Source organism: Pseudomonas avellanae BPIC 631 (assembly GCF_000444135.1).
In the GTDB taxonomy this organism is placed as follows: Bacteria; Pseudomonadota; Gammaproteobacteria; order Pseudomonadales; family Pseudomonadaceae; genus Aquipseudomonas; species Aquipseudomonas avellanae.
Genome location: NZ_ATDK01000564.1, coordinates 1 through 18,222, shown reverse-complemented (window position 1 = coordinate 18,222; position 18,222 = coordinate 1). Strand labels below are relative to the sequence as shown.

Sequence of the window (18,222 nt, the reverse complement as noted above, 5' to 3'; positions counted from 1 at the left end):
GTGTGCTCGCGTGGTTGATGTGATTTCGGAACAACCGGCCCGGCCGTTGATCGGTCGGCTGGTGGTCGTGGGGCTTGGGCTGATCGGCGGCTCGTTTGCCAAGGGCGTGCGCGAAAGCGGCCTGTGCCGTGAAGTGGTCGGCGTCGATCTTGATCCGCAGTCGCGAAAGCTTGCGGTCGAGCTCGGGGTTGTCGATCGCTGCGAAGCCGATCTTGCCCTGGCCTGCCGGGGCGCCGACGTGATTCAGTTGGCGGTGCCGATTCTGGCGATGGAAAAGCTCCTCGCGCTGCTCGCACCGCTGGACCTGGGGGGCGCCATCCTCACCGACGTCGGCAGCGCCAAAGGCAATGTGGTCAGAGCGGCACGTCAGGCGTTCGGCCATATGCCGTCACGCTTTGTGCCTGGGCATCCGATTGCCGGGTCCGAGCAGAGCGGCGTCGAAGCTTCCAACGCTGCGTTGTTCAGGCGTCACAAGGTCATTCTGACCCCGCTGCCTGAAACCGACCCCGACGCTGTTGCCGTTGTGCATCGGTTGTGGTCTGCGCTGGGTGCGGATGTCGAGCACATGCAGGTCGAGCGTCACGACGACGTGCTGGCGGCGACCAGTCATCTGCCGCACTTGCTGGCATTCGGTCTGGTCGACTCATTGGCCAAACGTAACGAAAACCTGGAAATATTCCGCTATGCCGCTGGCGGCTTTCGTGACTTCACGCGTATCGCGGGCAGCGATCCGACCATGTGGCACGACATCTTCATGGCCAATCGTGAGTCGGTCTTGCGCACGCTGGACAGTTTTCGCAGTGACCTCGATGCCCTGCGCGATGCTGTGGATGCTGGCGATGGCGCGCAGTTGCTGGATGTATTTACCCGCGCGCGCGCAGCCAGAGAGCACTTCGGCAGAATTCTTGCCAGCCGTGCGCGCGTCGATACGACCTCTGCCGATCATCATGAGGCACCGGATGACTTGCGGGTGCGCTCTGCAGAAAGCGTCAGCCATCGCATCAAAGGGCCGACCGATGTCACGTCCGCCGTCCTGTTCATGGTCGCGACCTCGATCAGCGAAGGGTGTGATCTGCTGCTCGAGGATGTTCGCGTCGGCTCGATGTGTGAAGGGGCGATCGACATTCTGCGTCTGATGGGCGGCGATGTTGTGCTGCAAAATGTTCGCGAGCTGGCAGATGAACGGCTGGCGGACCTGCACGTGCGTTCGGCTCGGCTGAAAGGTGCGGATATCCCGGAGGCGCTGGTTGCGCTGGCGATCGACCCCTTTCCTGTGCTGCTTATCGCCGCAGCCTGTGCAGAAGGGCGTACCATTCTGCGCGGCGCAGAGACGCTGCAGGCAGGCGAGTCGGAATGCGTCAGGCTTATGGCTGACGGTTTGACGGTGCTCGGTATCGAGGCCGAACCTGTGCCGGATGGCATCATTATAGAAGGCGGTACGCCCGGCGGCGGCGAGATTGATGCTCGCAGTGATCAGCGTATTGTCATGGCTTTTCGTGTTGCATCGTTGCGGGCCTCGGCGCCCATCCGTATTCATGATTGTGCGGACGCCGCCACATTGTTTCCCCATTTTCTGGCGCTGTGCGCTCAAGTCGGCATGCGTGTAGCGCAAGAGGACATAAAGTGAAAATCAAAGCACCCGTTATCACCATCGACGGACCTAGCGGTTCAGGAAAAGGCACTGTAGCCGGGCTGCTGGCCAAGAAACTTGGCTGGTGCCTGCTTGATTCAGGCGCGCTGTACCGCCTGCTGGCCTTCGCTGCGCGCAATCATGGCGTCGACCTGACCAACGAAGAAGCGCTCAAATTGCTTGCTGCTCATCTGGATGTTCAGTTCGAGACGACAGCGGCGGGGCAGGGGCAGCGCATCATTCTTGAAGGTGAGGACGTTACCCAGGCCATTCGCAACGAGCAGATCGGCAGTGGCGCATCGCAGGTGGCGTCGTTGCCCGCCGTGCGCGACGCCTTGCTGATGCGCCAGCGCGCCTTTCAGGAAGAACCGGGCCTTGTCGCAGACGGTCGCGACATGGGCACGGTCGTGTTTCCCGACGCCCCGCTGAAGGTATTCCTCACCGCGAGTGCCGAGGAACGTGCGCGCCGACGTTACTTGCAGTTGAAGGCCAAGGGCGATGATGTTAGTCTGTCAAGTCTGCTAGATGAGATATGTGCACGCGACGAGCGTGACACCCAGCGAGCGGTAGCTCCGCTAAAGCCGGCGCACGACGCCATACAGCTGGATTCCACTGAATTGTCCATCGAACAGGTGCTGGAACGCATTCTGAGTGAAATCGCGCTTCGCGATATCGCCGGATGACGAAGAGGCGTGTGGGAGACCAGTCATAGTCCTGCAGGCTTTCTTTTACTTGAACGAAACCCACGTTGTCTGGAGCGTGGCAGATGGGCGTATCCTTCGCCCTTGATCAACAGGAATTAAAATGAGCGAAAGCTTTGCAGAACTTTTTGAAGAAAGCCTAAAGACCCTCAACCTCCAGGCCGGTTCGATCATCACCGCTATCATCGTTGATATCGACTACCAGGCAGGTTGGGTTACGGTTCACGCCGGTCTGAAATCTGAAGGCCTCATCCCGCTGGAGCAGTTCCACAACGACGCTGGCGAGCTGACCATCAAGATCGGTGATGAAGTTCACGTTGCGCTGGACGCGGTCGAAGATGGCTTTGGCGAAACCAAGCTGTCCCGCGAAAAAGCCAAGCGTGCCGAGTGCTGGATCGTTCTGGAAGCGGCTTTCGCAGCTGAAGAAGTGGTCAAGGGCGTTATCAACGGTAAGGTTAAAGGCGGCTTCACTGTCGACGTTAACGGCATCCGTGCGTTCCTGCCTGGTTCTCTGGTTGACGTCCGCCCTGTGCGTGACACGACTCACCTGGAAGGCAAAGAGCTCGAGTTCAAGGTCATCAAGCTGGACCAGAAGCGCAACAACGTTGTCGTTTCCCGTCGCAGTGTCCTGGAAGCCGAGAACAGTGCCGAGCGCGAAGCTCTGCTCGAGTCCCTTCAGGAAGGCCAGCAAGTCAAAGGTATCGTCAAGAACCTCACCGATTACGGCGCATTCGTCGATCTGGGTGGCGTCGATGGCCTGCTGCACATCACCGACATGGCCTGGAAGCGTATCAAGCATCCATCGGAAATCGTCAACGTTGGCGACGAGATCGATGTAAAGGTCCTGAAGTACGATCGCGAGCGTAATCGTGTTTCCCTGGGTCTGAAGCAACTGGGTGAAGACCCATGGGTTGCTATCAAGGCTCGCTACCCGGAAAGCACCCGCGTTACCGCGCGTGTTACCAACCTGACCGATTACGGCTGCTTCGCAGAGCTGGAAGAAGGCGTGGAAGGCCTGGTACACGTTTCCGAAATGGACTGGACCAACAAGAACATCCACCCTTCGAAAGTCGTTCAGGTTGGCGACGAAGTGGAAGTCATGGTTCTGGACATCGACGAAGAGCGTCGTCGTATCTCCCTCGGCATCAAACAGTGCAAATCCAACCCATGGGAAGATTTCTCTGGCCAGTTCAACAAGGGCGATAAAATCTCCGGCACCATCAAGTCGATCACCGATTTCGGTATCTTCATTGGTCTGGACGGCGGCATCGACGGCCTGGTTCACCTGTCCGACATCTCCTGGAACGAAGTGGGCGAAGAAGCCGTACGTCGCTTCAAGAAGGGCGACGAGCTCGACACCGTGATCCTGTCTGTTGATCCTGAGCGCGAGCGCATCTCGCTGGGTATCAAGCAGCTGGAAAGCGATCCGTTCTCCGAGTACGTCACTGTCAATGACAAGGGCGCTATCGTTCGCGGTATCGTTAAAGAAGTTGACGCCAAAGGCGCCATCATCACCTTGGCCGACGACATCGAAGCGACCCTCAAAGCCTCCGAAATCAGCCGTGACCGCGTTGAAGACGCGCGTAACGTTCTGAAAGAAGGCGAAGAGATCGAAGCCAAGATCATCAGCGTTGACCGCAAGAGCCGCGTAATCAGCTTGTCCATCAAGTCGAAAGACGTTGAAGACGAGAAAGAAGCGATCCAGAGCCTGCGTAGCAAGCCTGAAGTCGCTGAAAGCACTGGTCCTACCACTATTGGTGACCTGCTGCGCGCGCAAATGGAAAAACAGAACTAAGTTCTGCTTGACCATAAAAAGGGCGACTTCGGTCGCCCTTTTTCATGCCTGGCATTTATGTGATACGGGCCTGAGCCAGACCCCCTTTGAAGGCCTGACCTCGGTTACACGCGCTCCCTATAGCCTCCAGGCCTTACCAGGCCCTCGTTTATTTCCCTCTCTGTAAACGCCCCTCACGTGTAGCGTGGCTGTAATCTGTTCATGCATGGTTGACAGCGTTGAACATAAGTCAAAACATGGGCTGTTCAAATTCATCCGGTCATGCTAAAACCTTCCAAGCGCTGATCTAGCTGCTTGAAAAAGAAGGGAAAAATATGACGAAGTCGGAGTTGATCGAACGAATTGTCACCCATCAAGGGCTGCTCTCATCCAAGGATGTCGAGCTGGCCATCAAGACCATGCTTGAACAAATGTCCCAGTGCCTGGCAACCGGTGACCGAATCGAAATTCGGGGTTTTGGCAGCTTCTCGCTGCATTACCGTGCACCGCGAGTCGGACGCAACCCGAAGACCGGGCAATCGGTCAGCCTCGATGGCAAGTTTGTTCCGCATTTCAAGCCGGGCAAGGAGCTGCGGGACCGGGTCAACGAGGATGAAGAAGAAGGCTTTTAAAGCCATTCACCACAGGATCACCAGATGCGTATTTTCAAACGAGTCATTCTGATCGTCGCTGTACTGTTCATCGCTGCGGTCACAGTCGTGTTCATGCTTGAAAACCGGCAGTCTGTCGCCGTGACGTTCTTCGGTTGGTCAGCGCCTCAGCTTCCTTTGGCATTGCCTGTTATCCTCGCGCTGCTTTTGGGTATGGTCATCGGCCCGATACTGACGCTGATAGCCAGCCTTCGTAAAAAACGCACGCCTTCTGCTCGCTCCGTCTGAGCAGCACTGCTCGGGCGTCGTCGAATGCCTGTCTGGCGACGTGATGTCGTGCACTTTTCTATCCTTTGCGTGCCATGAAATTGCATCCAGCGCCTCGAGGCTGATGTGTGTTTTATGTGTATTTCTCTTTTCTGCTGAAAAATCCTACTTATAATTCTGTCGGCTTATTCTTCGATTATATGAAGGATAGTTACTGCGCCGTGTAGGAAGCTTCGCTTTTTAAATCGAGGTGCCCATTCCATAGGGGTAGCCGGTTATATTCGGTTTCAGCGCCGATTTCTGCTGCTGTAACAGTCTTGTGTCAAGTCTTGAAAATAAGCTGTTCAAGTGCAAAATGCGCCGAAACTTATGGTTCAGACCTGATGCCGGATGTCGCAAGCATTCAGTCAGGCTGGCAAGCAAAGGTGACTGCATGTCTTATCCGGAAATCATTCATCACGGTGCTGTCGACACGGTGACGGGCTCCTGCCATCAACTGCGTATGGATGCGTCGAGCAGCCTGCTGATTGACTGCGGCTCAGTGCAGGAGCGCGGCGCGTCAGGCAAGGTCACGCCGTTCGGGTTCGACCCCGAGGCCATCAGGGCGCTTCTGGTCACTCATGTGCACAACGACCACGTCGGGCGTATTCCCGAGTTGCTGGCGTCGGGCTATGAAGGGCCGATACTGTGCAGCGAGCCGAGCGCTCATCTGCTGCCACTGGTGATGGAAGACAGCCTGAAGATTCAGTTTGCACATGATCCCGAACAGGTTGAGCGCTACCTTGCGCTGATCAACAAACGAATCATCGCGCTGCCGTTCGATAACTGGTTCAGTCTGGTCGACCGCGAGTCGCTGCACTGCAGGGTTCGCCTGCAACGCGCGGGGCATATTCTGGGTTCGGCTTATATCGAATGCGATCTGCACTACCCGCTGGAAGGGCGTTCGATGCGCGTTGTTTTTTCCGGTGATCTTGGCGCGAGCCATACCCCGTTTCTGCCTGCGCCAAAGCCACCCGAGCACGCCGATATACTGGTGCTGGAAAGTACCTACGGTGATCGTCTTCATGAAGATCGCAGCATTCGTCAGCAGGAGCTCGAGCGCATCATAGACCGGGCGCTTGAAGACAACGGCACGGTGCTGATTCCGGCGTTCAGCATCGGCCGCACTCAGGAGCTGCTCTACGAACTGGAGGACATCCTGCGGCGCAAGATGCCATCCGGTGATGCTGCCCAAAGCGATGCGCGCCTGAGTGGGGATGAAGTACCGCCTGCGGACTGGTCGCGACTGCCGATCATCCTCGACTCGCCGCTGGCAAGTCGCTTCACCCGGGCCTATCAGTCATTTGAAGACTACTGGGACGAAGGTGCCCGCTTGAGGCTGGACGCCGGACGTAAGCCGCTCGGCTTTGACCAGCTCATTACCATCAACACCCATGAAGAGCACCTGCGCACGGTCAATTATCTGGCCAGCACTGCACGGCCGGCCATTGTCATCGCCGGTAACGGCATGTGTGCCGGCGGCAGGATCGTCAATTACCTGAAAGCCATGCTGGGCAATCCTCGGCATAACGTGGTGTTTGTCGGTTATCAAGGGAAGGGAACGCCTGGCGCTGCCATTCAGGCGCATGGCCCGTCGGGCGGATACGTCGAGCTGGATCGCGAGCGTTTCGATATTCGCGCTGCAATTCACACCGCCAAAGGCTATTCGGCCCACGCTGATCAGGCCGAACTTGTCGAATTCGTCACGGGTATGAATAAGTGGCCGACACAGATTCGCCTTGTGCATGGCGAAACAACTGCCAAAAAGACGTTGAGAAACATTCTGGAGCGTAAATACGCGCTTGAAAAAACTCAGGTCGAGTTGATCGTTCCCTGACAGAATATATGGAGGAGTTGCCGAAACAGTCCAGCGCTCACAACTATAAAACGGATGCTCATCTGAAACAGGTCTGCATAAGCAGAGAAGTTATAAAATAGAGTGAAGATATTTTGGTTGTCAAAAAGCTTCGCATAAGGAATATTTGGCCGATTTGGAAGGGCGTTCGTGCATGAGCGGTGATGTTGCATTGGTTGCGATAACAGGTGCGACAGGTTTCGTGGGCAGTGCCGTGGTTCGCCGGTTGATCGAGCGCACGCGCTGTGCTGTCAGGGTTGCAGTGCGGGGTGCTTACACTTGCGCTTCATCACGCATCAGCGCTGTGGCCATGCAATCGCTGGCGCCGGACAACCAGTGGGAAAGTTTTGTGACTGGCGCGCAGGTGGTTATTCATTGTGCTGCGCGGGTTCATGTCCTTAACGAAACCGCCACCGAGCCTGATCAGGCGTATTTCAGTGCCAACGTGACTGCGACCCTGAACCTCGCCGAACAGGCCGCTGCGGCGGGGGTGAAGCGCTTCATCTTTATCAGCTCCATCAAGGCCAGCGGCGAGTCTACGCCAGCGGGCGCGCCGTTCAGGGCCGATGATCCGTGCAATCCGCTGGACGCCTACGGTGTTTCCAAGCAAAAGGCTGAAGAGGGGCTGCGCGCGCTGGCTGCCCGCTCCGGTATGCAGGTGGTGATCATTCGCCCCGTTCTGGTCTACGGCCCAGGGGTCAAGGCCAACTTCAGGAGCATGATGCGCTGGCTCGACAAAGGGCTGCCGTTGCCGCTGGGGGCTATCGATAATCGTCGCAGTCTGGTGGCGGTGGACAATCTGGCGGACCTGGTGGTGGTGTGCGTCGATCACCCTGCGGCGGCAGGTCAGATCTTCCTTGTCAGTGACGGTGATGACCTGTCCACCACCCGGCTATTGCGTGAGATGGGCAGGGCGCTTGGCAGGCCGGCCCGGTTGTTGCCTGTGCCAGCCGTATTGTTGAAAGGCGCGGCAGCGTTGCTTGGCAAGAAAGCCTTTTCACAACGGCTCTGCAGCTCTTTGCAGGTCGATATCAGTAAAACCTGTACGATGCTCGATTGGCATCCACCTGTGAGTATTGAACACGCCATGCAAGACACCGCTCGGTATTATCTGGAACACGACAAGCATGATTGAGTGGCTGTCAGTAATTGTCATCGCGCTTGTGTCTCTGATTCTGACCGCGTTGCTGCGCAGGTATGCACTTGCCAAAAGTCTGATTGATATACCCAATGCGCGCAGTTCGCATTCCGTACCGACGCCTCGCGGCGGCGGAGTTTCCATCGTCATCGCTTTTGGCATGGCTATCGTGTTTCTGGCCTGGACCAATCAGTTGTCGCCGTCGTTGCTGGCTGCGGTAGCCGGATCGGGAGGCCTGATCGCCATCATCGGTTTTATGGACGATCATGGGCATATCGCCGCACGATGGCGCCTTTTGGGGCATTTTGCTGCGGCTGCGTGGGCGCTGTTCTGGCTGGGCGGACTCGCTCCGCTCAATGTCATGGGCTGGACACTGAGCCCTGGCCCTCTCGTTCAGATCCTGGCGGCGTTCTATCTGGTATGGATGTTGAATCTCTACAACTTCATGGATGGCATCGACGGGATCGCCGGCATCGAAGCGGTGACAGTCTGTCTGGGCATGGCGGGTATTTACGCACTGGGCGGTTACGTCGAGCTGTCGTGGCAGCCACTGCTGCTGGCCGCCGCCGTGGCAGGTTTTCTTTGCTGGAACTTCCCTCCGGCGAAGATATTCATGGGCGATGCGGGCAGTGGATTTCTCGGTATGGTCCTCGGCGTGCTTTCCATTCAGGGTTCCTGGGCCTCGCCTCGGTTATTCTGGTGCTGGTTGATTTTGCTGGGCGTGTTCATTGTCGACGCCACGGTAACGCTTATTCGTCGTCTGTTGCGCGGAGAAAAGCTCTACGAGGCCCATCGCAGCCATGCTTATCAGTTTGCGTCACGCCATTACGGTAGCCATCGACCTGTCACGCTGGCGGTCGGGTTGATCAATCTGGTATGGCTGCTGCCCGTTGCGATGTGGGTGGCTCTGGGGGGCGGCGACGGGCTGGCATTGACGGCAATTGCCTACGTTCCGTTGATTTTACTGGCGTTGAGGTTCCACGCCGGCGAGGCAGAAAGCAGGTAACGAAGCGGGTTTCTGGTTGTCTCAGGAACGTAGCTGTTTCACAGGCACCGGTTTCAGGTGATGTGTCAACCGGTAGCATAACGGAGCATTAAATAAATTGATGAGCAGGTTGCGAGCTAGTTTGCTGGCCCTACCACGCCGCAAAAAGCGAATAATCCAGGTGGCTGCCGACGTTCTTCTGGTCTGGCTTGCGCTGTGGATGTCGTTTGTCGTGCGGCTGGGCATTGACGAACTGATCAATCCGCTGGAAAAGCACACTTGGCTTTTCATCAGTGCACCGCTGGCGGCTATTCCGTTGTTCATCCGTTTTGGCATGTACCGTGCGGTCATGCGCTATTTTGGCAACGATGCACTGATTGCGATCATCAAAGCCGTCACGATGTCGTCGTTGATCCTGGGTTGTATGGTGTACGTGTACAGCAATCACCAGCAACTGGTGCCACGCTCGGTCATCTTCAACTATTGGTGGCTGAGCCTGGTGATGATCGGCGGTCTGCGTCTGGCCATGCGGCAGTATTTCCTCGGTGACTGGTTTGCGGCGGCGCAACACGTACCGTTTGCCAAAAGCGATAACGGCCTGCAGAAGGTCGCTATCTACGGTGCAGGCGCGGCGGGCAACCAGTTGGTGGCTGCGTTGCGTATGGGTCGTCTGATGCACCCCGTGGCATTCATCGATGATGACGAGTCGATCTCCAACCGGGTGATTTCCGGACTGCAGGTTTACAAACCACGAAATATCCAGCGCATGATCGACTCCACCGGAGCTCAGGAAATACTCCTGGCCATCCCTTCGTCGTCGCGCGGGCGTCGTCGGGAGATCCTGGGGTTTCTGGAAGGCTTTCCGTTGCACGTGCGAAGCGTCCCCGGTTTCATGGACCTGGCGGCTGGCCGGGTCAAGGTTGACGATCTTCAGGAAGTTGATATCGCCGACCTTCTGGGACGAGACGCAGTGCCCGCCCGGGAAAACCTGCTGGAGCACTGCATCAAGGGCAAGACGGTGCTGGTGACTGGCGCGGGCGGCTCGATCGGTTCCGAGTTGTGCCGGCAGATACTGCTTCTGCAGCCTGTCCAGTTGCTGCTGCTCGACCACAGCGAATTCAATCTTTACAGTATTCTTTCCGAGCTTGAGCAGCGTTCGGCCCGTGAGTCTCTTTCGCTCAAGTTGCTGCCCATACTCGGTTCGGTGCGCAATCACCCCAAGCTGCTGTCGATCATGAAAACCTGGAAGGTCGACACGGTTTACCATGCGGCCGCCTACAAGCACGTACCGATGGTTGAGCACAACATTGCCGAAGGTGTGATCAACAACGTCGTCGGTACGCTCAACACTGCGCAGGCGGCGTTGCAGGCCGGGGTTTCCAACTTCGTCCTGATCTCCACTGACAAGGCGGTCCGTCCGACCAACGTGATGGGCAGCACCAAGCGCCTTGCCGAGCTGATCCTGCAAGCACTGAGCCGCGAGACCGCGCCGGTAATCTTCGGCGACAAGGCCAACGTCTATCAGGTCAACAAGACCCGTTTCACGATGGTTCGTTTCGGCAACGTGCTTGGCTCATCGGGCTCTGTGATTCCGCTGTTTCACAAGCAGATCCAGTCGGGCGGGCCGCTGACGGTGACTCATCCCAAGATCACCCGGTACTTCATGACCATTCCCGAGGCCGCTCAACTGGTCATTCAGGCGGGCTCGATGGGGCATGGCGGGGATGTGTTCGTTCTGGACATGGGCGAGCCGGTCAAGATCGTCGAACTGGCGGAGAAAATGATCCACCTTTCCGGCCTGGCGATCCGCTCCGAGAAAAATCCGCATGGCGATATTTCCATCGAGTTCACCGGGCTGCGTCCCGGCGAAAAGCTCTATGAAGAGCTGTTGATCGGCGACAACGTGGTCGCGACCGAACACCCGATGATCATGAGTGCCAGCGAAGACTATCTGGCGTGGGATGTATTGAAAGGCCGGCTGGTAAAACTGCTGGATGCCGTGGAGCGGGACGATTACAACAGCGTGCGCCAGTTGCTGCGAGAAACAGTCAGCGGTTATACACCCGAGGGTGAAATCGTTGACTGGATGTATCAGGAACGCAGCGGCGAGCCTTGATTCCAGTCCGTTATTGTTCAGGCTGATCAATAACGGACACACGCTGATTGATATGGCAACAGGTCGCAACGCTCAACTTCTTTTCTATGGGTAAGCAGTGGTCTAAGTTTCAGGCACAGCATTTGGAATGCTGCCTTGAATTGCTATGGAGCGTTATCTATGAGAACCCCTCTGTTCAGTGCTTTGATCTTTGCCTTGCTCACCAGTGCCTCGGTTGCCGTCAGCGCTACACCGGCGTCCCCACCGCCCCCACCGCCCACCGAAAACGTAGCGGCCGCTGCGGTTCATGAGCAACGTGACGACAGAGTCAATCTCAACACCGCTGATGCGTTAACGCTTCAGAAGGAACTGTCCGGCATTGGCAAGAATAAAGCCGACGCGATTGTGGCTTACAGAGAAACGGCTGGCGACTTTACGTCTATCGAAGAACTGATTGAAGTAAAAGGGATTGGCAAGGCCATTCTGGAAAAGAATCGCGATAAGCTGGCGGTTGACTGACTGCTGTCATTGCTGAAAAAAACAGGCCGATCATTGATCGGCCTGTTTTTTATGAACGTTGCGGTGGGTAAAAAACCGCACCGAGAACGTTTCAGTATTTCGATGCATCAGCTAGTGCTCTTTTTTATCTCCTGCTTGAGGTAGTCCCGGGTCGTATTGAGGATACGCTCCGACAACTCTTCGTCCGCAGCACTGCGGGCAAGTACCAGCCCGCCTACCAGTGCCGACAGGATCGGTACGCTTTTGGGCTCAAGACCGGTCCCCGCTAGGGAGTTCTCGAACAGTTCCAGCAAATGAAGGACGATTTTATCCGTCGTCTCGCTGGGTTGGTCGCGCTGTCCAAGTTCCAGGCACATGGTAGGCAGCGGGCATCCGCCGTCCTGCGCATCGCGGCTGGTAGTCGAGAGATAGAGATCGATGAATTCACTGAGCGAGTCCTGTCTGGCTAAAACTTCGCTGGTGATTCCTTTTACATTGTCGAGAGCGTGACTCAATGCCTGTTCGACAAGATCATCCTTGGATTTGAAATGCGCGTAGAAACCGCCATGGGTCAAGCCGAGTGCTTTCATCAATGGTTGCAAGCCCGTAGCACCAATGCCGTCGCGCCGAAAGCGCATGGACGCTTCCTTGACGATGCGCTGGTGGGTTTGGGCCTTATGATCGAGCGCGTAACGCATGCGCTGAGCCTCCAGAGATGACCAATGTGTAGGCGCATTTATACATGGATAGATGAATCGATGCAGCAGGCTTTCAATCGCGATGAGAACTTGTACCGGAAACAGCTGATCGGGATCCCGTCTGGCTGTCCAGGTAATGAGTGAGGCTGGCTCTGGACATTTCGCCCATATGACTGCCTGTCAGGCGTCCGTCCGATGAATAAAAAAGCGTGGTGGGCATGGCTGCCGAGCCGACCTCGCGGGCGAACTCTCCCTCTGGATCCAGAAAGCTGTTGCTTAGCACCAGTTGCTGTCTGGACAGGTAATCGCTCACGATCTGCGCGCTTTCGGCCTGGTTGACGAACACAAATACGATGTCTTCGCGCTCCAGTTGCATGTCTCGCAGCACGGGCATTTCCCGGCGACAGGGAGGGCACCAGGTCGCCCAAAGGTTGATGACCACCGGCTTGCCTCGGTATTCAGCGACGCTGACCGGTTCGCCATGCAGGGTGCGCAGCGTGGTTTGCGGAAGGGGCGCACCTTGTTGGTAGCTGTTCAATAGCCAGCCACCCAGCAGCCAGATCGCCAATCCCGCTGTCATGCTGAACGCCAGTGCACGACGTTGTTCAGGACGACGCCAGCCGATCAGCAAGCCGCCCAGAATGGCAGCGGCAATGCCCGGCCAGACCATAAAGCCGCCATCACGTATGTCCAGGGCCTTCCAGGGCACATCGCTGTATTGCGTGAAATAGGTCAGCACAAAGGCGATACGTGCTGCCACGACCCCGAGGATGAACAGGCTGAATACCGCTGTCTTTTTTGCGTGGGTACGCCGCGTGAACCTGGCCTCGATCAAGGTGGCCGTGACCAGTGCGATCAGCAGCAGCAAATGGGTGAGTGCGAGGGCAAACGGTCCTGCGTTGATACTCAACATCATGTTCAGCTCTTGAATGATTTCTGCGAAATGGCCTGACGCAGGCCCATCAGATGCCGTCTGGATGCGCGCGCGGCGATGGTATCGCCCGTTTCCTTTCGATCAAAATGCAGAACTGTGCCTGAATGTGATGTCGCCCAGAGCTGCCGATGAGCGCGCGGCCTGCAAAAAAAGCGGCGCGCAGGACAAATGGTCAATTGCCCGCCAGCCCTTCGCCCCCGAGGCGTGCGTTGCATTGGTCGCCCGTCGCTCGGCAATTCTTGTCCTACAAAGCTTTGACTTCTGCCGTCAATCCCGGAGAATCTCGCCCGCTGTTTTCGAGGGGAGCGCTGAACTGCCGGCTTTTTCGACGCGCTGCCCTTTTTGATAAACCGGCCACGGAGAGTCGACCGGATGAACGATCAAGCTAACGGCGTCGTAGAACGCCTGGATGTAGCTCCCGAGAGCATCGCCTCTTGGAACCGTAATGACACCACCTGGATGCTCGGATTGTTCGGTACCGCCATTGGCGCAGGTACGCTGTTCTTGCCCATCAACGCAGGCATCGGCGGCTTCTGGCCACTGATGGCTCTCGCGCTGCTGGCATTCCCGATGACGTTTTATGCACACCGTGGCCTGACCCGCTTCGTACTGTCCGGGCGTGAGGGGGCCGACATCACTGAAGTGGTCGAACAGCATTTCGGCAAAAGCGCCGGCGCGATGATCACCTTGCTGTACTTCTTCGCGATCTTCCCGATCCTGTTGATTTACAGCGTAGCCCTCACCAATACCGTGGGCAGCTTTCTTGAACACCAATTGCACATAGCGCCGCCGCCGCGTGCCGTACTGGCGTTCGTGCTGATCATGGGCCTGCTGGCGCTGGTTCGCTGCGGTGAGCGATTCATCGTCAAGGCCATGAGCGTGATGATTTATCCGTTTATCGTCGCGCTGCTGTTTCTGGCCATGTTTCTGATTCCACACTGGACCGGCGGTATCCTCAGCACCGCTACCACGATGCCTGAGCCCTCGGCGTTTTTGTCGACCCTTTGGCTGGCGATTCCGGTGATGGTGTTCTCTTTCAACCATGCGCCGATCATCTCGGCCTTTGCGGTCGATCAGAAACGCCAATACGGCGAGAATGCCGAGGTACGCAGTTCGCAGATTCTGGCCCGCGCCCACGTTTTGATGGTGGTGATGGTGCTGTTCTTCGTGTTCAGTTGCGTGCTGACCCTTTCGCCCGCTCAACTGGCTGAAGCCAAGGCGCAGAACATCTCGATCCTGTCTTACCTGGCCAACCACTTCAACAACCCGACTATCGCGTTCGTTGCGCCGCTGATTGCCTTCGTAGCGATTTCCAAATCGTTTCTCGGCCACTACATTGGCGCCAGCGAGGGCTTGAAAGGGCTGGTTCTGAAATCCGGGCGTCGTCCTGCAGCGAAAGCGCTGGACCGTATGACCGCCGCGTTCATGCTGGTGGTGTGCTGGATAGTGGCAACGCTCGACCCAAGCATTCTGGGGATGATCGAGAACCTGGGCGGGCCAGTGATTTCGGTGTTGCTGTTTCTGATGCCGATGTATGCGATCTACAAGGTGCCTTCCATGCGCAAATATGCAGGTGCATGGTCCAACTACTTTGTCATTGCCGCAGGTCTGGTGGCTATTTCGGCGCTGATCTTCTCGCTGACGCGCTGATCCCAGGCAGCACGCCTTGAAAGCTGCGCCGTTTCACCGGCGCAGCCCACAGTCAGGCGGGTTACGCGAGCGCAGTCAATCGACTGGCTCGGGGTACAACGGCCTGGACAAATGCATGATGCTTGCATAGTCGTAAACGTACTGCCTTCCCGCATGGCTGGTCGACCGCAATTGGTCGATCAGCTGTCGCTCTTTCTTGTTCAGGTATCTCAACGCCGGATCTTGACTGGACTTCAGGCGATCACGTTCATGGGCGTCAGGGAATGCGATGACGTTCGTCATGAAAAATCTCCTTGGGTTTTAGTCCTTGCTTGCTTGAGTGTTGCCCCGGTTGCGGTGGTTATGGCGACGGTTCACCTTACTCATAAAAACTTGGCGCGATCAACCCTGTAGATGATGGTTGTGTCACAACGTTTGTGTGATTTCGTAGGATTGTCCGCTGCCATTGATGACAATCTGTACGGCATCGTCCTCGAACCTGCCCAGCAGGCTTTGCCCCAGCGGTGCCCGGGCGGTGATCACGGTGATCAGCCGATCGCCCGCACTGACCTTCAGGCCCGCAGCGTCAGGCCCCAGAAACAGATACCGGGTCTGACCGTCCTGCGCCTCGACCACGACAAGATCACCGGTCTGAATGCCGCGTGATTCATCGAATGGCTTGAGCGACCAGTTCTGATACAGCGTCAATGACTGACGTATTTCCTCGACGCGCCGTGCCTGACCTGCGGCGAGATAAGACGCTTCCAGCCCCAGCGTGTCGTACTTGTTTTCGGCGATGTTCTCTTCGTGGGTGGCCGTCTCGTAAGCGGTTTGGGCCGCCCGCTGTGCAATGTCCAGATCGATTTCCAGCTTGTCGATGATCAGTTGCAATACGTCCCGCTTGTTCATGGTTTATCCACAGTACTGATTGATGCTGGCACGGCTTTTCTCGCTGGGCGCGGTGCGATCCTGTTGCATCCAGAAATCACATTTCGGACGGTTGAAGGTACGCTGTTGTTGCTCCTGGGCCTGTTCACGAGCCTGACGGGCCTCGCTTTCGCGCAGGCTTTGCTGGTACTTGCGAAACATTTCAGTCTCGGGCTCGGCCGCCGCCGTGTTGCCGGCTTTTTGTCCGGGCGGGGCACTGAGTTGGGCGGCGGCGTTGTCCAGCGCCTGGGTTTGCGCAGGTGGCAGGCTTTTGTAATACAACAGGCCGGTGAGAAACACCGCCAAGGCACCCAGCCAGATGCCGAGTGCAATGCAGACGATCAACTTCAACGACACGTACAGGTCGCGACGGCGGGTGGGCGATGACATGGCTGAACTCCTTGCAGGGCAACAGATACGATTGTGCCATGCCTGACGGCCGGGCATGAAAACTGCGCTGCGCGTTTTCCCCGATGTGCTCATCATTGTTGTCAGGGCGGTGACCGAACTGGTGGCTGAGCAACGTTTTGAACGACAATCAGGGTTTTTCTCCATCCAGACTCAGGGAGCCAGGATGAAACCCTCTTGGGACATTTTTTGCAGCGTAGTCGACAACTACGGTGATGCGGGTGTGACCTGGCGTCTGGCACGCCAACTGGTTGCCGAACATGACGTGCAGGTGCGCTTGTGGATTGATGATCTTGCGGCCTTTGTTCGCCTGTGTCCCGATGCCGATCCTTGCGCCTCGCAGCAACAGCGTGAGGGCGTCAACGTTTGCCAGTGGCCGGCGGACTGGGTCAGCACCACCGTGCCCGACGTTGTAATCGAAGCCTTCGCCTGCCGACTGCCGACGTCGTACACCGAATCAATGCTGCAGCGCTCGCCAAGGCCGCTGTGGCTGAACCTTGAGTACCTCAGCGCAGAAGACTGGGTCTCGGGTTGCCACGCTTTGCCTTCGCCGCAAATGAACGGTTTGAAGAAATTCTTTTTCTTCCCAGGTTTTGCGGACACCACCGGTGGCCTGTTGCGCGAAAGAAACCTGATCATTCAGCGTCAGGCGTTTCAGCAGAACAAGGCGTTACAGCAATCATTTCTGCAGGAACTGAACGTCGAGCCGTTGGCTGGCGCACGCCTGATCTCGGTGTTTGCCTATGAGAACCCGCGACTGGACAGCTGGCTCGACGCGCTGGCCAGCGACAGCCGCCCGAACCACCTGCTGGTGCCGGAAGGACGCATTCTGGCGGATGTGCAGCGCTGGCTCGGTGGCGAGAGTGAATTGCACGCCGGAATGGTGCAGGCCAGGGGGGCGCTGACGGTCCAGGTTTTACCGTTCATCCGACAGGAACGCTACGATCAACTGCTCTGGAGTTGCGATTTCAACGTGGTGCGCGGCGAAGACTCGTTTGTGCGTGCACAATGGGCAGGGCGGCCAATGCTCTGGCACATCTATCAGCAGGAAGAAGACGCCCACCTGCCCAAGCTCGATGCGTTTTTAGCGCTCTATCTGGCGGGTCTTGCGCCTGAGGCGGCGCAGGCCGTGAATCGGTTCTGGCAGAGCTGGAACACTGGCTGCGACCTGAGCGAAAGCTGGCAGGCACTCACCGGAGACTGGGCGCAAATCGAAAAACACGCCGAACGTTGGTGCCAGCAACAAGCCGCACAGACTGATCTTGCCACGGCGCTGGTGCAGTTTTATGGAAATTCGCTATGATATGCGGCCTTGATACAAGGCTCTGTACGAAAAATGCCTGCGCAGGCTGTTTCTCGTACAGAGCCTTTGGTTAATTCCATCCAAATTCGGATATATGCAATGAAAACTGGTAAAGAGCTGAAACCCGGTACTGTGATCCGTCTCGAAAACGATCCTTGGCTGGTTCAGAAAGCTGAATTCACCAAATCCGGTCGTAACAGCGCGATCATGAAGACCAAGCTGAAAAACCTGCTGACCGGTTACAAGACCGAGATCGTTTACAGCGCTGACGACAAGCTGGACGACGTGATCCTTGATCGCAAGGAAGCCACCCTGTCTTTCATCAGCGGTGACACCTACACGTTCATGGACACCAGCGACTACACCATGTACGAGCTGAACGCCGAAGACATCGAAAGCGTTCTGCCATTCGTTGAAGAAGGCATGACCGACGTCTGCGAAGCCGTATTCTTCGAAGAGCGTCTGGTTTCCGTAGAACTGCCGACCACTATCGTGCGTCAGGTCGACTACACCGAAGGTTCCGCTCGCGGCGACACGTCGGGCAAGGTCATGAAGCCTGCCAAACTGAAAAACGGCACCGAGCTGAGCGTTGCTGACTTCATCGAAATCGGCGACATGATCGAGATCGATACCCGTGAAGGCGGTTCCTACAAAGGCCGTGCGAAGTAAGCATGGTTTTGTAACCCCGTTACGCAAAAAACCCGCATCGCTGCGCAATGCTGTTCACTTA

Annotated in this window: 19 protein-coding genes and 1 pseudogene; 15 read left to right on the top strand and 5 right to left on the bottom strand. The window is 56.9% G+C overall.

Annotated elements, in window-relative coordinates; all coding sequences use genetic code 11:
• Window positions 1–10 precede the first annotated feature (10 nt).
• The 11 genes and pseudogenes from DW49_RS1000000134540 to DW49_RS0125500 form a co-directional block, all read left to right on the top strand.
• Window positions 11–928 (top strand): annotated as a pseudogene (locus DW49_RS1000000134540) (prephenate dehydrogenase/arogenate dehydrogenase family protein); the annotation flags it as partial.
• A 42-nt stretch (window positions 929–970) separates the two neighbouring features.
• On the top strand, window positions 971–1,627 hold the full coding sequence (locus DW49_RS1000000134535) for a hypothetical protein (RefSeq protein WP_477742857.1): 657 nt from the start codon (window positions 971–973) through the stop codon (window positions 1,625–1,627).
• Window positions 1,624–2,313, top strand: coding sequence for a (d)CMP kinase (gene cmk, locus DW49_RS0125540; RefSeq protein WP_005616463.1), 690 nt, complete (start codon window positions 1,624–1,626; stop codon window positions 2,311–2,313). Before DW49_RS1000000134535 ends, cmk begins: the two co-directional genes overlap by 4 nt.
• A gap of 121 nt (window positions 2,314–2,434) precedes the next feature.
• Window positions 2,435–4,126, top strand: a complete 1,692-nt coding sequence (gene rpsA, locus DW49_RS0125535; RefSeq protein ID WP_002554562.1) for a 30S ribosomal protein S1 — start codon at window positions 2,435–2,437, stop codon at window positions 4,124–4,126.
• 314 nt (window positions 4,127–4,440) lie between these two features.
• On the top strand, window positions 4,441–4,737 hold the full coding sequence (gene ihfB / locus DW49_RS0125530; protein WP_002554561.1) for an integration host factor subunit beta: 297 nt from the start codon (window positions 4,441–4,443) through the stop codon (window positions 4,735–4,737).
• Between the two features lie 24 nt (window positions 4,738–4,761).
• Window positions 4,762–5,004, top strand: a complete 243-nt coding sequence (locus DW49_RS0125525) for a lipopolysaccharide assembly protein LapA domain-containing protein (RefSeq protein ID WP_005616472.1) — start codon at window positions 4,762–4,764, stop codon at window positions 5,002–5,004.
• A gap of 412 nt (window positions 5,005–5,416) precedes the next feature.
• Complete coding sequence (locus DW49_RS0125520; protein WP_005616474.1) at window positions 5,417–6,859, top strand: MBL fold metallo-hydrolase RNA specificity domain-containing protein; 1,443 nt, start codon at window positions 5,417–5,419, stop codon at window positions 6,857–6,859.
• A 172-nt stretch (window positions 6,860–7,031) separates the two neighbouring features.
• The gene (locus DW49_RS0125515; RefSeq protein ID WP_005616476.1) at window positions 7,032–8,012 is read left to right on the top strand and encodes a UDP-glucose 4-epimerase family protein; all 981 of its coding nucleotides are present in this window, start codon (window positions 7,032–7,034) and stop codon (window positions 8,010–8,012) included.
• Window positions 8,005–9,021, top strand: coding sequence for an MraY family glycosyltransferase (locus tag DW49_RS0125510; RefSeq protein ID WP_024421528.1), 1,017 nt, complete (start codon window positions 8,005–8,007; stop codon window positions 9,019–9,021). Before DW49_RS0125515 ends, DW49_RS0125510 begins: the two co-directional genes overlap by 8 nt.
• 100 nt (window positions 9,022–9,121) lie before the next feature.
• Window positions 9,122–11,116 (top strand): polysaccharide biosynthesis protein, encoded by a 1,995-nt coding sequence (locus DW49_RS0125505; RefSeq protein ID WP_024420550.1) that lies wholly within the window; start codon window positions 9,122–9,124, stop codon window positions 11,114–11,116.
• Between the two features lie 159 nt (window positions 11,117–11,275).
• Window positions 11,276–11,614 carry a ComEA family DNA-binding protein gene (locus DW49_RS0125500; protein ID WP_003378968.1) on the top strand — a complete coding sequence of 113 codons (339 nt, stop codon included), beginning with the start codon at window positions 11,276–11,278 and terminating at the stop codon, window positions 11,612–11,614.
• Window positions 11,615–11,721: 107 nt separating this feature from the next.
• Here DW49_RS0125500 and DW49_RS0125495 read toward each other — a convergent pair whose 3' ends face one another.
• Entirely contained in the window at window positions 11,722–12,291 is a 570-nt protein-coding gene (locus DW49_RS0125495; RefSeq protein ID WP_005616485.1) for a TetR/AcrR family transcriptional regulator, read from the bottom strand.
• A gap of 73 nt (window positions 12,292–12,364) precedes the next feature.
• A complete protein-coding gene (locus DW49_RS0125490) occupies window positions 12,365–13,207 on the bottom strand; it encodes a TlpA disulfide reductase family protein (RefSeq protein WP_005616489.1) in 843 nt (280 codons plus the stop codon).
• Between the two features lie 13 nt (window positions 13,208–13,220).
• Here DW49_RS0125490 and DW49_RS1000000132650 point away from each other — a divergent pair, with 13 nt between their 5' ends.
• On the top strand, window positions 13,221–13,571 hold the full coding sequence (locus DW49_RS1000000132650; protein ID WP_020347662.1) for a helix-turn-helix domain-containing protein: 351 nt from the start codon (window positions 13,221–13,223) through the stop codon (window positions 13,569–13,571).
• A gap of 26 nt (window positions 13,572–13,597) precedes the next feature.
• Entirely contained in the window at window positions 13,598–14,875 is a 1,278-nt protein-coding gene (locus DW49_RS0125485) for an aromatic amino acid transport family protein (RefSeq protein ID WP_005616492.1), read from the top strand.
• A 75-nt stretch (window positions 14,876–14,950) separates the two neighbouring features.
• Here DW49_RS0125485 and DW49_RS0125480 read toward each other — a convergent pair whose 3' ends face one another.
• The 3 genes from DW49_RS0125480 to DW49_RS0125470 all read right to left on the bottom strand — a co-directional run bounded on the left by DW49_RS0125480 (window position 14,951) and on the right by DW49_RS0125470 (window position 16,171).
• Complete coding sequence (locus DW49_RS0125480) at window positions 14,951–15,157, bottom strand: hypothetical protein (protein WP_002554553.1); 207 nt, start codon at window positions 15,155–15,157, stop codon at window positions 14,951–14,953.
• 123 nt (window positions 15,158–15,280) lie between these two features.
• Complete coding sequence (locus tag DW49_RS0125475; RefSeq protein WP_003373305.1) at window positions 15,281–15,763, bottom strand: GreA/GreB family elongation factor; 483 nt, start codon at window positions 15,761–15,763, stop codon at window positions 15,281–15,283.
• 3 nt (window positions 15,764–15,766) lie between these two features.
• Window positions 15,767–16,171 (bottom strand): hypothetical protein, encoded by a 405-nt coding sequence (locus tag DW49_RS0125470; protein WP_017700788.1) that lies wholly within the window; start codon window positions 16,169–16,171, stop codon window positions 15,767–15,769.
• A 184-nt stretch (window positions 16,172–16,355) separates the two neighbouring features.
• Between DW49_RS0125470 and earP the strand changes: the two genes are divergently transcribed.
• Together earP and DW49_RS0125460 are read left to right on the top strand one after the other, a co-directional pair.
• The gene (gene earP, locus DW49_RS0125465; protein ID WP_024420548.1) at window positions 16,356–17,492 is read left to right on the top strand and encodes an elongation factor P maturation arginine rhamnosyltransferase EarP; all 1,137 of its coding nucleotides are present in this window, start codon (window positions 16,356–16,358) and stop codon (window positions 17,490–17,492) included.
• A 99-nt stretch (window positions 17,493–17,591) separates the two neighbouring features.
• Window positions 17,592–18,161: an elongation factor P gene (locus DW49_RS0125460; RefSeq protein WP_005616505.1), complete on the top strand. Its 570-nt coding sequence runs from the start codon at window positions 17,592–17,594 to the stop codon at window positions 18,159–18,161.
• Window positions 18,162–18,222 lie beyond the last annotated feature (61 nt).

Coding starts and splice junctions, on each gene's coding strand:
- rpsA (WP_002554562.1), top strand. CDS start 2,435: ATGAGCGAAAGCTTTGCAGAACTTTTTGAAGAAAGCCTAAAGACCCTC.
- ihfB (WP_002554561.1), top strand. CDS start 4,441: ATGACGAAGTCGGAGTTGATCGAACGAATTGTCACCCATCAAGGGCTG.
- DW49_RS0125525 (WP_005616472.1), top strand. CDS start 4,762: ATGCGTATTTTCAAACGAGTCATTCTGATCGTCGCTGTACTGTTCATC.
- DW49_RS0125520 (WP_005616474.1), top strand. CDS start 5,417: ATGTCTTATCCGGAAATCATTCATCACGGTGCTGTCGACACGGTGACG.
- DW49_RS0125515 (WP_005616476.1), top strand. CDS start 7,032: ATGAGCGGTGATGTTGCATTGGTTGCGATAACAGGTGCGACAGGTTTC.
- DW49_RS0125510 (WP_024421528.1), top strand. CDS start 8,005: ATGATTGAGTGGCTGTCAGTAATTGTCATCGCGCTTGTGTCTCTGATT.
- DW49_RS0125505 (WP_024420550.1), top strand. CDS start 9,122: ATGAGCAGGTTGCGAGCTAGTTTGCTGGCCCTACCACGCCGCAAAAAG.
- DW49_RS0125500 (WP_003378968.1), top strand. CDS start 11,276: ATGAGAACCCCTCTGTTCAGTGCTTTGATCTTTGCCTTGCTCACCAGT.
- DW49_RS0125495 (WP_005616485.1), bottom strand. CDS start 12,291: ATGCGTTACGCGCTCGATCATAAGGCCCAAACCCACCAGCGCATCGTC.
- DW49_RS0125490 (WP_005616489.1), bottom strand. CDS start 13,207: ATGATGTTGAGTATCAACGCAGGACCGTTTGCCCTCGCACTCACCCAT.
- DW49_RS1000000132650 (WP_020347662.1), top strand. CDS start 13,221: ATGATTTCTGCGAAATGGCCTGACGCAGGCCCATCAGATGCCGTCTGG.
- DW49_RS0125485 (WP_005616492.1), top strand. CDS start 13,598: ATGAACGATCAAGCTAACGGCGTCGTAGAACGCCTGGATGTAGCTCCC.
- DW49_RS0125480 (WP_002554553.1), bottom strand. CDS start 15,157: ATGACGAACGTCATCGCATTCCCTGACGCCCATGAACGTGATCGCCTG.
- DW49_RS0125475 (WP_003373305.1), bottom strand. CDS start 15,763: ATGAACAAGCGGGACGTATTGCAACTGATCATCGACAAGCTGGAAATC.
- DW49_RS0125470 (WP_017700788.1), bottom strand. CDS start 16,171: ATGTCATCGCCCACCCGCCGTCGCGACCTGTACGTGTCGTTGAAGTTG.
- earP (WP_024420548.1), top strand. CDS start 16,356: ATGAAACCCTCTTGGGACATTTTTTGCAGCGTAGTCGACAACTACGGT.
- DW49_RS0125460 (WP_005616505.1), top strand. CDS start 17,592: ATGAAAACTGGTAAAGAGCTGAAACCCGGTACTGTGATCCGTCTCGAA.